The organism is Mesorhizobium sp. CA13, assembly GCF_020165235.1.
GTDB lineage: Bacteria > Pseudomonadota > Alphaproteobacteria > Rhizobiales > Rhizobiaceae > Mesorhizobium.
On the sequence record NZ_JAIUHS010000018.1, the window covers coordinates 30,393 to 45,201 of the forward strand.

Annotated in this window: 12 protein-coding genes; 4 read left to right on the forward strand and 8 right to left on the reverse strand. The window is 64.0% G+C overall.

The window, feature by feature from the left end:
- Positions 1 to 9 precede the first annotated feature (9 nt).
- The 4 genes from LB566_RS28210 to LB566_RS28225 form a co-directional block, all read right to left on the reverse strand.
- A complete protein-coding gene (locus LB566_RS28210; RefSeq protein ID WP_224629203.1) occupies positions 10 to 1,275 on the reverse strand; it encodes a glycerate kinase in 1,266 nt (421 codons plus the stop codon).
- Between the two features lie 169 nt (positions 1,276 to 1,444).
- On the reverse strand, positions 1,445 to 1,951 hold the full coding sequence (locus LB566_RS28215; RefSeq protein WP_224629204.1) for a heme-degrading domain-containing protein: 507 nt from the start codon (positions 1,949 to 1,951) through the stop codon (positions 1,445 to 1,447).
- A 74-nt stretch (positions 1,952 to 2,025) separates the two neighbouring features.
- Positions 2,026 to 3,339 (reverse strand): guanine deaminase, encoded by a 1,314-nt coding sequence (guaD, locus tag LB566_RS28220; RefSeq protein WP_224629206.1) that lies wholly within the window; start codon positions 3,337 to 3,339, stop codon positions 2,026 to 2,028.
- A 2-nt stretch (positions 3,340 to 3,341) separates the two neighbouring features.
- Positions 3,342 to 4,559: a urate hydroxylase PuuD gene (locus LB566_RS28225; RefSeq protein WP_224629208.1), complete on the reverse strand. Its 1,218-nt coding sequence runs from the start codon at positions 4,557 to 4,559 to the stop codon at positions 3,342 to 3,344.
- A gap of 138 nt (positions 4,560 to 4,697) precedes the next feature.
- Between LB566_RS28225 and LB566_RS28230 the strand changes: the two genes are divergently transcribed.
- The 3 genes from LB566_RS28230 (at position 4,698) to LB566_RS28240 (ending at position 7,966) form a co-directional block, all read left to right on the forward strand.
- The gene (locus LB566_RS28230; protein ID WP_140550348.1) at positions 4,698 to 5,618 is read left to right on the forward strand and encodes a LysR family transcriptional regulator; all 921 of its coding nucleotides are present in this window, start codon (positions 4,698 to 4,700) and stop codon (positions 5,616 to 5,618) included.
- Positions 5,619 to 5,726: 108 nt separating this feature from the next.
- Entirely contained in the window at positions 5,727 to 6,710 is a 984-nt protein-coding gene (locus LB566_RS28235) for an LLM class flavin-dependent oxidoreductase (protein ID WP_224629210.1), read from the forward strand.
- A complete protein-coding gene (locus LB566_RS28240; protein ID WP_224629211.1) occupies positions 6,707 to 7,966 on the forward strand; it encodes an LLM class flavin-dependent oxidoreductase in 1,260 nt (419 codons plus the stop codon). The genes LB566_RS28235 and LB566_RS28240 overlap by 4 nt, the downstream gene beginning before the upstream one ends.
- Positions 7,967 to 7,979: 13 nt before the next feature.
- Here the strand turns inward: LB566_RS28240 and xdhC are convergent, their stop codons facing one another.
- The 4 genes from xdhC to uraH form a co-directional block, all read right to left on the reverse strand.
- A complete protein-coding gene (gene xdhC / locus LB566_RS28245) occupies positions 7,980 to 8,909 on the reverse strand; it encodes a xanthine dehydrogenase accessory protein XdhC (RefSeq protein ID WP_224629214.1) in 930 nt (309 codons plus the stop codon).
- Positions 8,910 to 8,970: 61 nt separating this feature from the next.
- On the reverse strand, positions 8,971 to 11,316 hold the full coding sequence (gene xdhB / locus LB566_RS28250; protein WP_224629283.1) for a xanthine dehydrogenase molybdopterin binding subunit: 2,346 nt from the start codon (positions 11,314 to 11,316) through the stop codon (positions 8,971 to 8,973).
- Complete coding sequence (xdhA, locus tag LB566_RS28255) at positions 11,316 to 12,797, reverse strand: xanthine dehydrogenase small subunit (protein WP_224629216.1); 1,482 nt, start codon at positions 12,795 to 12,797, stop codon at positions 11,316 to 11,318. The genes xdhB and xdhA overlap by 1 nt, the downstream gene beginning before the upstream one ends.
- A 3-nt stretch (positions 12,798 to 12,800) precedes the next feature.
- Positions 12,801 to 13,175 carry a hydroxyisourate hydrolase gene (gene uraH / locus LB566_RS28260; RefSeq protein WP_224629218.1) on the reverse strand — a complete coding sequence of 125 codons (375 nt, stop codon included), beginning with the start codon at positions 13,173 to 13,175 and terminating at the stop codon, positions 12,801 to 12,803.
- Between the two features lie 201 nt (positions 13,176 to 13,376).
- Between uraH and puuE the strand changes: the two genes are divergently transcribed.
- On the forward strand, positions 13,377 to 14,801 hold the full coding sequence (gene puuE / locus LB566_RS28265) for an allantoinase PuuE (RefSeq protein ID WP_224629220.1): 1,425 nt from the start codon (positions 13,377 to 13,379) through the stop codon (positions 14,799 to 14,801).
- The last annotated feature ends 8 nt before the right edge of the window (positions 14,802 to 14,809 follow it).

The following is a 14,809-nucleotide window of genomic DNA, read 5'->3' on the forward strand; positions in this document are numbered from 1 at the left end:
TCCGAGCGATTAACGGATCAGGATCGCCCGGAGATCGTTGACATTGGTGCCGGTCGGGCCAGGAACGAACAGATCGCCGACCGCGTTGAAAGCCGTCCAGGCGTTGTTGCCTGCCAGCATCGCCTTGGCGTCGATGCCGACCGCGCGCATGCGCGAGACCGTGGAACCATCGGCGAAGGCGCCGGCATTGTCCTCCGAGCCGTCGATGCCGTCGGTGTCGGCGGCCAGGGCGTCGATGCCTTTGACATCATTGATGCCGATGGCGAAGGCGAGCAGGAATTCGGAGTTGCGGCCGCCTTTCCCCTTGGCACGCAGCGTCACCGTGGTCTCACCGCCGGACAGGATCAGCACCGGCTTTGAGAAAGGCCGGTTGCGTGTCGCCACTTCGCGCGCGATGGCGGCGTGAACCCCGCCCACCTCGCGGGCTTCGCCTTCGATGGCATCTGAGAGAATGACAGCCTCGATGCACTGTCGGCCCGCTTCCGCTGCGGCTGCTTCGAGCGACACGCCGGCGGAGGCGATCAGATGCACCTCGTTGCGCGAAAAGCGCTCATCCCCGGGAACTGGTGCATCGGCGGCCGGTGAATTGATATGCGCCATGACTGAGGCCGGCAGGTTCATGCCGTAGGCTGATATCGAGGCCAGCGCATCCGCCCGGCTGCCGGTATCGGGAACGGTCGGGCCGGAGGCGACCAGCGCCGGATTGTCGCCGGGAATATCGGAAACCACCAGCGACACCATTTTTGCCGGCCAGGCGGCGGCGGCCAGCCGGCCTCCCTTGATGGTGGAAAGATGCTTGCGGATGGTGTTCATCGCCGCGATCGGCGCGCCCGACGCCAGCAGCGCCTCGTTGACGGCGATCTCGTCGGCCAATGTCAGGCCGGTTGCGGGTGACGGCAGCAGCGCCGAACCGCCGCCGGAAATCAGCGCCACGACCAGATCGTCTGATGTCAGCCCTTGCACCTTCTCAAGCAGCCGCCGCGAAGCTTCGAGCCCGGCGGCGTCCGGCACCGGATGCGCCGCCTCGATGACCTCGATGCGCTCGCATTTCGCGCCATAGCCGTAGCGGGTGACGACCAGTCCTTCGATCGGGCCGTCCCATGCTTTCTCGAAGGCCGCCGCCATCTGCGCCGAGCCCTTGCCGGCGCCGATGACGATGGTGCGGCCCTTGGGCCTGACCGGCAAATGATCGCGGATGGTGCGCTCCGGATCGGCGGCGGCGACGGCCGCGTCGAAGATTGAAACGAGAAAGGATTTGGGGTCGAACAAGGTCATCCTCTGGCGCCATCGGCGTCTTTCGAATTGAGCAACCGTCGGCGCTGCCCCTCACCGTCTCCCCGTAAAGAGACGGGGAGAGAGGGTCGCCGGCGCTGGTGAGCATTCCTTCTCCCCGTCACTATACGGGGAGAAGGTGCCGTCAGGCGGATGAGGGGCGGCGTCAACGTCACGATTTTTCCTCGGGTGGCAGCGAAAACTCGCGCTTGTCGATGCCCAAATGATCACACAGAGCATCGACCACCACGCCATGATCCTCGCGCTCTGGCAGGCCCGATACAGCGATGACGCCGATGACGCCGGCGCCCTTCACAGTCACAGGGAAGCCGCCGCCAGCCAGCACGTAGTCGGCACTATCCAGCCCCTCACCGATCTTGAAAGTACGATCGGGACGCTGCTGTTCCAGCACCATGCGGTAGGTGCTTTTCAGGAACCGCCTGACGACATTGATCTTGCGCCGCGCCCAGTCGGGGTTGGAAGCGTTCGAGCCCGGCATTGCGGCATAGAACAGCGGCCGGTCGAAGGTCCTGATATCGACGATGATCGGGAGTTTTTCGGCGAGCGCCCGGTCGCGGATCGCGGCGCCGATACTGAACGCGACCGCCTCGTCGAAGGCGGGAAAGACAAGGACTTCCTCCTGTCTCTTGATCAGAGCGATGTCTTCGGCAACGGCCATGTCGTTCCCCTGTCAACGTCGCCGCACGCTTTGACCGATGGTTGCCGCTGGGTCAAGGAACTTGTCGACACATCCTAAATCGCTATGTCGCTCTTGGCAGCCCGTCCCGACACATAGACTTCGCGCACGGCGCGGTCATCGCCCAGCGTCTGCAAAAGAAAGAGTTCCTGCGCCAGCGTCTCGGTGGTCTCCATCCTTAGCCGCATTGCCGGCGTCGCTCTGGCATCCAGCACAACGATATCGGCGTCGGTGCCTTCATCCAGCGTGCCAATCTTGTCGGCCACCGACAGCGCTTCGGCATTGCCGCGCGTGACCTGCCAGAAGGACTGGAACGGGTTCAGCTTCTCGCCGTTCAGCGCGATCACCTTGTAGCCCTCGTCCATGGTGCGAAGCATGGAATAGTTGGTGCCGCCGCCGACATCGGTGGCGGCGGCGATGCGGAGGGCTTTATCGCGGGTGCGGTAGCGCTGATAATCGAAGAGGCCGGAGCCGAGAAACAGGTTCGAGGTCGGGCAGAACACGGCTACGGAGCCTGAGTCCGAAAGCGCGTCCGCCTCCCGCTCCGACAGATGGATACAATGGCCGAGCAGGCTCTTTCCCCCCAACAGCCCGTAATGCTCGTAGACGTCGGTGTAATCGCGCGACCAGGGATAGAGCTCTTGCGTGAAGGCGATCTCGGCATGGTTTTCAGACAAATGCGTCTGGATATGCAGGTCGGGATGTTCGCGGCATAGTGCGCCGGCCATCTCCATCTGCTCCGGCGACGAGGTGATCGCGAAGCGAGGGGTGATGGCATAAAGTTGCCGGCCCTTGCCGTGCCACTCCCTGATCAGCGCCTTGCTGTCGTGATAGCCCGATTGCGGCGTGTCGAGCACGCCATCGGGCGCATTGCGATCCATCATCACCTTGCCGGCGATGTTGAGCATGTTGCGGTCATGCGATTCGGCGAAGAAGGCTTCGGCGGACGCCTTGTGCACCGAGCAGTAGGCGACCACCGTCGTCGTGCCGTGGCGCACCATCTCGTCGAGGAACAGCCGTGCGACGCGCCGGCCATGCTGCGCGTTGGCGAATTTCGTCTCCTCCGGGAAGGTGTAGGCGTTCAGCCAGTCGAGCAGTTCGGCGCCGTAGGAGGCGATGATCTGCATCTGCGGGAAATGCACATGGGCATCGATGAAGCCCGGCAGCAGCAGATGCGGCCGGTGATCAATCCTTCTCGCTGTCTCGCCTGCCTGCCTTTCAACATCGGCGTAAGCGCCGGCGGCGACGATCCTGCCGTCGCGGATCAGCAGGCCGCCATCCTCCTCGTAGCGCCAGGCGGAATGATCATCGATGGTTTCGGGCCAGCGCACGAAGGACAGCGTGCGGCCACGCAGAAGCGTCGATGTCATGCTTATTTCCCCGCGCCTTCGAACCAGGCCACCAGCAGCGCCCGCTCCTTGTCTGTGATCTGGCTGACATTGGCGGGCGGCATGGCATGGCTGCGGCCGGCCTGCAGATAGATCTCGCGGGCATGCTCGGCGATGTTGGCGTCGGTATCCAGCATCACGCCCTTGGGCGCATGGTAGATGCCCTCATAGACCGGCTCTTGGGCATGGCACATCGAGCAGCGGCCGAGCACGGTGTCGCGCACCGCCGGGAAATGGGCCGAGGCGACATAGATTTGCGCCGAGGCGGACGCCTTCGGTTCGCCGGTCAGCACCTTCGGCACGGTGGACAGCCAGACGATAACGAGGAACAGGACAAGGGCGCCCAGCCAGGTCCAGTGCGGGTTGCCGGCGCGCTTGTGAACGGTGTTGAAGTAATGGCGGATCAGCACGCCGATGATGAACACCAGAGAGGCGATGATCCAGTTGAACTCAGTGCCGAACGCCAGGGGATAATGGTTCGACAGCATCAGGAACAACACCGGCAGCGTCAGATAGTTGTTGTGGAGCGAGCGCTGCTTGGCGATCTTGCCGTATTTCGGATCCGGCTTGCGGCCGGCGATGAGGTCGGCGACGACGATCTTCTGGTTGGGGATGATGACCATGAAGACATTGGCCGACATGATCGTGGCGGTGATGGCGCCCAGATGCAGGAAAGCGGCGCGGCCGGTGAACAGATGGGTCAGCCCCCAGGCGATGAACACCAGCACGCAATAGAGCACCAGCATGAGGCCGGTATCGCTCTTGCCCAGCGGCGAACGGCAGAGCAGGTCATAGACCACCCAGCCGACGCCGATCGTCGCCATCGACAGGAGGATGCCGACCGGTACAGACATCGGCAGCACGTTGGGATCGATCAGGAACAGGTCGGCCCCGGCATAGTAGACCACGCACAGCATGGCGAAGCCGGACAGCCAGGTGGCGTAGGATTCCCATTTGAACCAGGTGAGGTGTTCCGGCATCTCGGCCGGCGCCACCAGGTATTTCTGGATGTGGTAGAAGCCGCCGCCATGCACCTGCCACTCCTCGCCGAAGGCGCCGGCAGGCATGCCCGGTCGCTGGCGCAAACCGAGATCGAGCGCGACGAAATAGAAGGACGAGCCGATCCAGGCGATGCCGGTGATGACGTGCAGCCAGCGCACGGCAAAGCTCAGCCAGTCCCAGAAAATAGCGAAATCCATCATTGAAGTCGTCCCTGCCGATGAAGCGACTTTACGGTGTGGCGCGCAAACGGAAAGAGGCGAGGTGTGCGATGACTTTCAAAAAAAATTGGAAAATACTAGGTTGCTCCCACGCCGCTTGATTGAAAGCCACTGAACCGCATGGCCTATCTCGACAACATCGCCGTCTTCGTCCGCGTGGTCGAGCTCGGCAATCTGTCGGCGGCCGGGCGCGACATGCGCATTTCGCCGGCGGTTGCTTCCAACCGCATCAAGGAGTTGGAGAAGCACCTTGGTGTGCGGCTGTTCAACCGCACGACACGACAATTGATGCCGACCGAGCATGGCACGGTGTTCTACACCGGCGCCAAGCAGGTGCTGGAAGCGATCACCGAGGCGGAGGCCGCGGTCTCGGCCCTTTCCGGCCAGCCGCGCGGCACCATCCGCGTGACCGCGCCGCTCGGCCTCGGCCGCCGCCTGGTCGCCTCGGGCATTCCCGATTTCCACGACAAATATCCTGATATCGAGGTGCGGCTGAGGCTCTCGGACCACAATGTCGATATCATGAAAGAGGGCATCGACGTCGCCTTCCGGCTCGGTATCATCGAGGATTCCAGCCTCAGGATGCGCGGCATCATGGAATGCGAGCGGGTGCTGGTCGCAGCGCCCAAATATCTGGAGGCGCGCGGAGAGCCGGCCGAGCCGCAAGAACTGATCAGCAGGAAGCACGATTGCCTGATGCTGCGCTATTCCGGCGCGCGCGAATATGTCTGGACCTTGCAGACGCCGAACGGGCCGCAGAAATTCGAGGTGCACGGGCCTTATGATACGGACGATGGCGACGTGCTGACCGGCTGGGCGCTGTCGGGACGCGGCATCATCAACAAGCCGCGCTTCGAGGTCGAGCCGTTCATCCGCGACCGGCGGCTGAAGATCATCCTGGCCGCCACGCCGCCGACGCCGGTGCAGTTCGCCGCCGTCTATCCGCACAAGAAGCTGCAGGACCCGAAGGTGCGCCTTCTGCTGGATTTCATGGCCGAGCGCTGCCAGCGGCTGATCAAGGATATACTGGCCGGCAAGTGAGCGGCTCCTGGCCCAGTCGAAAGGGTTGCCTTGCGCGAAGGCGAACTTAGGTTCGCGGATGCCGCCTCATGGTCGATGGGCTTTGCGCCGACTGACGAGCTAACCGCAATGCATCTCACCGTTTCGCTCAACATTGCCTCCACGGCCGGGCAGGCCGGCGCGCTCACCTTCAGCGACTTGGCCGGCTTTGCGCAGCGGGCGGAAGCGGCCGGGCTGGACATGATTGTCCTCGACGATACGGCGCCGGACAAGGCCGGGTCCGGCTGCTTGTTCGAAGCGACGACGCTGCTCGCCGCACTGGCGACGGTGACGAGCAGGATCGGGCTGGTCGCCACGGCCTCGACGGTTGCCCACCAGCCCTACAATCTGGCGCGCCGGTTCGCCTCGCTCGATATCATCAGCCACGGCCGCGCCGGTTGGAACGCAACGATGGCGCAGACGCCGCGCGAGGCGACCAATTTCAGCCGTCCAGATGGATTTTCCAGCGACGAGTTTCGCCGCCGCTCCGAGGAATATATCGGCATCGTCCAGGGTTTGTGGAATGGCTGGGAGGCGGACGCGCTGCTGTTCGACAAGAACAGCGGCCGCTTCCACGATCCCGGGAAAATGCACCTGCTCGACCACAAGGGCGAATTCTTCGCCGTGCGCGGACCGCTGAACGTGGCGCGTTCGCCGCAGGACACGCCGGTGCTGGTCCTGTCCGGCCTGGCGGCAGGCGACCTCGACGTTGCCGCGCGCACAGCCGATGTCATCCTGCTGGACGAAAGGCGGGCAGCGCGGCGCAAGGCACGCCATGACGAATTCAGGCGCCGCGTTTCCGCGTCCGGGCGCGAACCGGATGCCGTGAGGATATTGGCTGACATATCCCTCGCCGCCAATGGCGTCGGCGGGCTGGCCGACAGGATGGAGGAAGAATTCCGGGCGAACAATTGCGACGGATTCAACATCCGGCTGTCCGCGCATATTTCAGCGCTCGACGATTTCACCGATCGCGTTCTGCCGGAGCTGCGGCGGCGCGGTTTCTTTCGACAGAGCTATGGGGGCACAACGCTGCGCTCGCATCTGGGACTCAGCGGCGGAGGCGACCGATGACCGCGCGCCAGATGAAGCTCGGCGCCTTTCTGTGGGCGACAGGCCACCATATAGCCGCCTGGCGGCACCCCAAGGCCCATGTGAAGGCCGGGATCGATATCGATCACTACATCGCGCTGGCGCGCATGGCGGAAGCGGCGAAATTCGACCTGCTGTTCTGCGAGGATGCGGCCGGCCTGCGCGAAGCGGACGTCAACATCGCCAGTCAGACCTCGCGCTCGATCGGCTTCGAGCCGATCAGCCTGCTTTCCGCACTCGCCGTCCAGACCAGTCGCATCGGCCTCGTCTCCACCGCTTCGACCAGCTACAACGAGCCTTACGGGCTGGCACGAGCCTTCCTGTCGCTCGATCATCTGAGCGGGGGGCGCGCCGGCTGGAACTTGGTCACGTCGGCCAGCCCGATCGAGGCCGCCAATTTCGGCGCGACTGGCTTGCGGCCGCATGCCGACCGCTACGAGCGCGCGCGTGAGTTCGCACGGGTGGTCACCGCGCTCTGGCGCGGTGCTCCCGGCGGAGCTTCCGGCCATGACGGCCAGAGCTTTTCGGTGCGCGACCCACTCGATTTGCCGCATTCGCCCCAGGGCGCGCCGGTCATGGTCCAGGCCGGCGCCTCGGATGTTGGGCGCGACCTCGCCGCCCGCACCGCCGATGTGGTGTTCACGGCCGCGCAGACTTTCGCGGAAGCGAAGGCTTTCTACGACGATCTCAAGGGCCGTCTGGCGGCCTACGGACGCGAACCGGACGACATTAAGATCATGCCCGGCGTCGCCCCGGTGGTGGCGCAAACTGAGGCCGAAGCGCGGACGAAATACGAGGAGCTGCAGGAGCTGATCCCCGACGACGTCGGCGTGGCTCTGCTGTCCAGCTATCTCAGCATCTCCGATCTTCGGCGCTATCCGCTCGACGGGCCACTGCCCGAACTGCCGGATAGCGAAGGCATGAAAAGCCGGCAGGCCCTGGTCATCGAGCAATCGCGCCGCGACGGCCTTTCCATCCGCGAGCTTGCTCGCCATTTCGCCGGTGCACGCGGCCATTGGCGCATCGTGGGCACGCCGGCCCAGGTCGCGGACGAGTTGCAGGCGCGGTTCGAGGGCGGTGCCGCCGACGGTTTCAACGTCATGCCGTCCTGGTTCCCCGGCGAACTCGATGCCTTTGCCACGCTGGTCGTCCCGGAGCTGCAGCGGCGCGGTCTGTTCCGCAAGGATTACGAAGGCCGCACGCTGCGCGACCATCTGGGCTTGAAACGACCGGTGTAGGCACGACGTAGCCTTAGCCAGCCATGATCCTATCATGCGGCCGTTCGGCATTTGGCGCGGCGCCGCGATTGACCAGCGCGGTCATGATTTCGGCTGCCGCGAGCGCGGCAATGACGGGCGGGCGCTTGTCCTTCACGGCATCACCGCCGATCGGCGAGACGAGGCGGGCAAATTCCGCCTCATTGCCCTCAGTCGACTTCAGGAACCAGTTCCTGAACGTCGCTTTCTTGGTCCTCGAGCCGATCATGCCGACATAGGCCGTGTCGCCACGCTTCAGGGCTTCGGCGACAATCAGGAAGTCCAGCGCATGATCATGGGTGAGGATAGCGAAGGCGCTGCCTGCGGGCGCGTTGCGCACCTCGGCTTCAGGCATCGGGGTCAGCCGCGTCTCGACGGCTTGCGGCATGCCTTCAAGCGCGTCGGCCCGTGTTTCGATGACAACGGCGCGCACAGGGAGAAGGGCGAGCGCGGAGGCCAGCGCCTGACCGACGTGGCCACCGCCGAAAATATAGACATAAGGCAGTGCAGCCTGCTCGACTTCCGCGGCCGAAATCAGTTCCTGCGCCAACGTCGCATCGACGAGGCGGATCGACACTTCGACGCGCCCGCCGCAGCATTGGCCGATCTCCGGGCCGAGCGCCACGTCGAGGATCACGCCGGTATCGGGGCGGGTCTCTTCACCCTCCCCCTTCTTGGGAGGGTCGGACGCCGTCGTCCGTGAGCCTGCGAAAGCCGCTTCCCCACCCAGCATCTGCCGTGCCTTGTCGATGGCCATATATTCGAGCTGGCCGCCGCCGATCGTGCCTGATATCGCCGCTTGCGAGACAAGCATGAAGGCGCCCTTCTCGCGTGGCGTCGAGCCTTTGGTGCCGGCCACTTCAACCAGGGCAACCCGGCCGGCTTGGCCAAGAAAGGCTTTCAGGCTTTGCACTTTCGCGTTCATCTTCACATTCCCTGTCGGGAAATATAGGCTTTTTCGGCCCTTTTTGCACGTTTTGCCGGAGTCAGGCCTTCGCCTCGCTCTTCAGTCGCTCGATTGCCATCAGCACGCGTTCCGGTGTCGCAGGCGCATCGAGACGCGGGCAGATCTTGTGATCGGCAACGCTTGCCACCGCGTCTGACAGCGCATGCAGCACCGACATCCCGAGCGGGAAGGGCGGCTCGCCGACCGCCTTGGAGCGATGGATCGTCGGCTCACCGGCCTCCGGCCAGTCGGCCAGCGTCACGTTGAAGATCTTTGGCCGGTCCGACGCCAGCGGGATTTTGTAAGTCGATGGCGCATGCGTGCGCAGCCGGCCCTTGTCATCCCACCAGAGTTCCTCGGTCGTCAGCCAGCCCATGCCCTGGATAAAGCCGCCCTCGACCTGGCCGAGGTCGATGGCGCGGTTCAGCGAGCGGCCGGTCTCGTGCAGGATGTCGGTGCGCTCGACCACATATTCGCCGGTCAGCGTGTCGACCGAGACTTCCGAGCACGAGGCGCCATAGGCGAAATAATAGAAGGGACGGCCCTCGCCCTTGTCGCGGTCCCAGTGGATCTTCGGCGTCTTGTAAAAGCCGGCCGCCGAAAGCTGGATGCGGGCCATATAGGCCTGCTTGACGAGGTCGGCGAAAGGTATCTCCTGGTTGCCGATGCGCACTCTGTTGGGCAGGAACAGCACCTGGTCGCGCGGCACCTGGTATTTCTCGGCGGCGAAATCGGTCAGCCGGTCCTTGATCTGGCGGGCGCCGTTCTGCGCCGCCATTCCGTTGAGGTCGGTGCCGGACGACGCGGCGGTGGCCGAGGTGTTCGGCACCTTGCCCGTGGTCGTCGCGGTGATCTTCACCTGGTCGAGATCGATCTGGAACTCTTGCGCCACCACTTGCGCCACCTTGACGTTGAGGCCCTGCCCCATCTCGGTGCCGCCATGGTTCAGATGCACCGAACCGTCGGTGTAGACATGCACCAGCGCGCCGGCCTGGTTGTAGTGGGTAGCGGTAAACGAGATGCCGAACTTGACCGGCGTCAGTGCGAGGCCACGCTTGATGAGGCGGCTGTTGTTGTTGAAGGCCGAGATCTCGCGCCGGCGCCTTGCATAGCTGGCGCTTTCTTCCAGTTCCGCGACGATGCGGTGGATGATGTTGTCCTCGACCACCTGATGGTAAGGCGTGACGTTGCGGTCGGTGGTGCCGTAGAAATTCCGCTTGCGGATGTCGAGCGGGTCCTTGCCTAGGGCGAACGCCACCTCGTCGATGATGCGCTCGGCGCCGACCATGCCTTGCGGGCCGCCGAAGCCGCGAAAGGCGGTGTTCGAGACCGTGTTGGTATAGAGCGGCGCCGACTGCGCATGCACCGCCGGCCAGAAATAAGTGTTGTCGCAGTGGAACAGCGCGCGGTCGGTAACAGGGCCGGAAAGGTCCGCAGAAAAGCCGCAGCGCGCCGCGAACATGAAGTCAACGCCGAGGATATTGCCCTCATCGTCGAAGCCGGCTTCATAGTCGATGAGGAAATCGTGCCGCTTGCCGGTAGCGATCATGTCGTCATCGCGATCCGGCCGGATTTTCACCGCCCGGTGATGCTTCTTGGCGGCGATCGCGGCCAGCGCTGCAAACTGGTTGCCCTGCGTTTCCTTGCCGCCGAAGCCGCCGCCCATGCGGCGCATTTCCACAGTAATGGCGTTGCTCGGCACGCCGAGGGCATGACCAACCATGTGCTGGACTTCGCTCGGATGCTGGGTCGAGGAATAGATGGTGACGTCCTGATCCTCACCCGGAACCGCCATCGCGATATGGCCTTCGAGGTAGAAATGCTCCTGGCCGCCGACGCGCATCTTTCCTTTCAGCCGGCGGGGGGCCTGACGGATCGCAGCAGCCGCGTCGCCGCGTTTCAGCGTCAGAGGCGGCGTGACGAGTTTGTCCTTGCTCGGATCGAGCGCGCCGATGTCGGTGACGAAAGGCAATTCCTCGTATTCGACCCTTGCCAGCCTCGTGGCGCGCCGCGCCTGCTCGCGCGTCTCGGCAATCACGCAGAAAATCGGCTGGCCGAAAAACTGCACCTTGCCGTCTGCGAGTATCGGCTCGTCATGGCGGCCGGTCGGCGAAATATCGTTCTCGCCCGGCACATCTTTTGCCGTCAGCACATCGACGACGCCCGGCGCGGCGCGCACCGCCGAAAGGTCCATCTGGACGATGGTGGCATGGGTCGCCGTGGAAAGGCCGAGGCAGCCATGCAGCGTGCCCGCCGGTTCGGGCATATCGTCGATATAGACGGCGCTGCCGCTGACATGCTTGTGCGCGGAATCATGACGCTGGTCGGTAGCGACGCCGCCGACGATCTTCTCGGCCTTTAGATTTGATGTGGCGTGCTTGTTCATCATGCCGCCTCGTTGCGCGACACCTGGAATGGTGCCCTGGTGCCGGTGGTTTCGACAAAGAAACGCAACAAAAGGTTTTTCGCCGCCAAAGCCCGATATTCAGCGCTTGCCCGCATGTCGGTGAGCGGCGTGAAATCCGTTGCGTATTCGGCCATCGCCGCCTCGACTGTTTCTTCGGTCCAGGGCTTGCCGAGCAGAGCCTTCTCGACCGCCGCCGCCCGCTTCGGCGTCGCCGCCATGCCGCCATAGGCGATGCGAATATCCGCAACCGTGCGGTCCTCGGCCAAGACCAGAAAGAACGCGCCGAGTGCGGCGGTGATATCCTCGTCGCGGCGCTTGGTGATCTTGTAGACGGCGAACTTCGTTTCGTTTGTCGGCACCGGTACATGCACGGCCTCGACGAACTCGCCGGCCTGCCGGTCCTGCTTGCCATAGGCGATGAAGAAATCCTCGAGCGGGAGCGTGCGCCGCTTGCTTCCACGGCGCAGCGTCAGCCGCGCGCCGAGCGCAATGAATGGCGGCGGCGTGTCGCCGATCGGCGAGCCGTTGGCGATGTTGCCGCCGATCGTGCCCATGTTGCGCACCTGTTCGCCGCCGATGCGATCGAACAATGGCCCGAGCGCCGGGATGCGTTTAGACAGCATCGCGAAGGCATCGGAATAGGTGACGCCGGCGCCGATCGAGATCACGCCCTTGTCCTCGACAATGGCGCACAGTCCGTCGAGATAGCCTATGAAGATGACGGGCGAAATATCGCGCATGTGCTTGGTCACCCAGAGACCGACGTCGGTCGAGCCGGCGACGATGGTGGCGCCCGGTTCCTTGTCGAGCACGGCGGCGAAATCGTCCACGTCAGCCGGCACGACGAGCCGCGCCTTGCCGGCGCCGATCTCGATCCGTGCCCCGTCGCGCATCGCCTCCAGCCTGGCCGTGATCGACCGACGCTCCAACGCCAGCGGATCCTGCTGCGCTTTGCCGTAGCTGGAGATGGCGCGGGCCGCTCGCATGATCGCCTCATAGCCGGTGCAGCGGCAGAGATTGCCCTGCAAGGCCTTTTCGATAGCCGCGTCCGACGGGTCCGGCGATTTCATCCACAGGCCGTAGAGCGACATGACGAAGCCCGGCGTGCAGAAGCCGCATTGCGAGCCGTGGAAATCCACCATCGCCTGCTGCACCGGGTGCAACTGGCCCGGCGCTCCACGGAGATGCTCGACCGTCACGACATGAGTGCCGTCCAGAGAACCCAGGAAGCGGATGCAGGCGTTGACGCTTTCATAGACCAGTTCGCCGGCGGAAAGCCTGCCGACCAGCACGGTGCAAGCGCCGCAATCGCCCTCCGCGCAACCTTCCTTGGTGCCGCGCAGCGACCGGTCGAGCCGCAGCCAGTCGAGCAAGGTCGCGTCAGGCGCCACGGACGACAGTACGACCTCCCTGCCGTTGAGGATAAAGCGGATGTCGTTGCGGATCTTGACCTCGGCCACGTCTCAGCTCCCCCTGTAAGTCGAATAGCCATAGGGCGAGACGAGCAGCGGCACATGATAGTGCACGGCATCCGCCATGCCGAAGCGGATCGGCACGGCGTCGAGAAAGGCCGGCTCGGGCAGTTTCGTTCCCTGGCGCCGCAGATAGTCGCCAGCGGCGAAAACCAGCTCGTATTCGCCGGTCTGGAAATCCGCGCCGGCCAAAAGCGGTGCGTCGCAGCGGCCGTCGGCGTTGGTGGCGACCGTCTTCAGATGCGTCCTGGTAGAACCATCGATACGATAGAGCGCGATCGACAATCCCGCTGCGGGCTTGCCTGTCGCAGTGTCGAGGACATGGGTCGTCAGACGCCCGCCATCGGCTTTCGACGTTTCTGCCATTGCCCGCCTCCCATTCCAATACGAACAAACCGGCCGGTACAGCCAAACATTACTGATGAATTGTGCGCCAATTAAAGGCGATGCATAAGTCCCGGTCGAGCGGAGTGCGACAAAAACACTTTCAAAAATTTTCGGGGGAATGCGAGAAGCACCCTTTCGATATCCTGATCATACTTCGGGCGATGCCCCGCGGGAGGGACGATGCGTTACACCAGAGACATGCGCGGTTACGGAGCCAATCCGCCGGATCCGAAATGGCCCGGCGGCGCGCATGTGGCCGTGCAGTTCGTCGTCAATTACGAAGAAGGCGGCGAAAACTGCGTCCTGCATGGCGACAAGGCTTCGGAAGCCTTCCTGTCGGAAATCGTTGGCGCGGCTCCCTGGGCCGGCCAACGCCATTGGAACATGGAATCGATCTACGAATATGGGGCGCGGGCAGGCTTCTGGCGGTTGCTTCGCCTGTTCACCGAGGCCGAGGTGCCGGTGACGTGTTACGGCGTCGCCACGGCACTCGCCCGCTCGCCCGACCAGGTGACCGCGATGCAGGATGCCGGCTGGGAGATCGCCTCGCACGGGCTGAAATGGATCGACTACCGCGACCACAGCGCGGAGGACGAGCGCCGCGACCTCAAGGAGGCGATCCGGCTGCACTACGAAGTGACAGGCGCGCGTCCGACAGGCTGGTACACCGGCCGGACGTCGGTCAACACCGTGCGGCTGGTGGCGGAGGAAGGCGGCTTCGACTACGTCTCCGACACTTATGACGACGAGCTGCCCTACTGGTTCGCGGATGAAGGAACCGACAGGCCGCAGCTCATCATCCCCTACACGCTCGATGCCAACGACATGCGCTTCGCCACGCCGCAGGGCTTCAATTCGGGCGACCAGTTCTTCGCCTATCTGAAGGACAGTTTCGACACGCTCTATGCCGAAGGCAAGGCTGGGCGGCCGCGCATGATGAATATCGGCCTGCACTGCCGCCTTGTCGGGCGGCCGGGGCGGGCGGCGGCGCTGAAGCGCTTCGTCGACTATGTGAAGTCGCACGACAAGGTCTGGCTGGCGCGGCGCGTCGACATCGCCAGGCATTGGCGCGAGACCCACCCATACAAGCCGCCGGTGCTGCGCCCTTCGAGGATGGAATTCGAAGCCTTCGTGCATGCTTTCGGCGGCGTTTTCGAACATTCGCCGTGGATCGCCGAGCGCGCCTACGAGCTGGAACTTGGCCCGGCGCACGACAGCGCCGGCGGTCTGCACAATGCGCTCTGCCGCGTCTTCCGCGCCGCAAGCGAAACGGAGCGGCTCGGCGTGCTCAACGCCCATCCTGACCTTGCCGGGAAACTGGCAACGGCCAGGCGGCTCACGGCTGAATCGGCCAGGGAGCAGGCTTCGGCCGGCCTCGATGAGCTGACCGACAAGGAGCGCGAGCTGTTTTCCAAACTTAACGCCGCCTACGTCACCACCTTCGGCTTCCCGTTCATCGTCGCGGTGAAGGGCAAGACCAGGCAAGAAATCCTGGCGGAGTTCGAAAGGCGCATCGGCAACAGCCGCGGCGTCGAATTCGAGACCGCCTGCAAACAAGTCGAGCGCATCGCGCTCTTCCGCCTCAAGGACATGCTTCCGCAATAGGTTTGAAC

What these genes read in the sequence shown, in the direction of transcription:
- xdhB (WP_224629283.1), bottom strand. Translation starts at nt 11,316, where the DNA reads ATGAACAAGCACGCCACATCAAATCTAAAGGCCGAGAAGATCGTCGGC.
- uraH (WP_224629218.1), bottom strand. Translation starts at nt 13,175, where the DNA reads ATGGCAGAAACGTCGAAAGCCGATGGCGGGCGTCTGACGACCCATGTC.
- LB566_RS28230 (WP_140550348.1), top strand. Translation starts at nt 4,698, where the DNA reads ATGGCCTATCTCGACAACATCGCCGTCTTCGTCCGCGTGGTCGAGCTC.
- guaD (WP_224629206.1), bottom strand. Translation starts at nt 3,339, where the DNA reads ATGACATCGACGCTTCTGCGTGGCCGCACGCTGTCCTTCGTGCGCTGG.
- LB566_RS28225 (WP_224629208.1), bottom strand. Translation starts at nt 4,559, where the DNA reads ATGATGGATTTCGCTATTTTCTGGGACTGGCTGAGCTTTGCCGTGCGC.
- LB566_RS28215 (WP_224629204.1), bottom strand. Translation starts at nt 1,951, where the DNA reads ATGGCCGTTGCCGAAGACATCGCTCTGATCAAGAGACAGGAGGAAGTC.
- LB566_RS28240 (WP_224629211.1), top strand. Translation starts at nt 6,707, where the DNA reads ATGACCGCGCGCCAGATGAAGCTCGGCGCCTTTCTGTGGGCGACAGGC.
- LB566_RS28210 (WP_224629203.1), bottom strand. Translation starts at nt 1,275, where the DNA reads ATGACCTTGTTCGACCCCAAATCCTTTCTCGTTTCAATCTTCGACGCG.
- xdhC (WP_224629214.1), bottom strand. Translation starts at nt 8,909, where the DNA reads ATGAACGCGAAAGTGCAAAGCCTGAAAGCCTTTCTTGGCCAAGCCGGC.
- LB566_RS28235 (WP_224629210.1), top strand. Translation starts at nt 5,727, where the DNA reads ATGCATCTCACCGTTTCGCTCAACATTGCCTCCACGGCCGGGCAGGCC.
- puuE (WP_224629220.1), top strand. Translation starts at nt 13,377, where the DNA reads ATGCGTTACACCAGAGACATGCGCGGTTACGGAGCCAATCCGCCGGAT.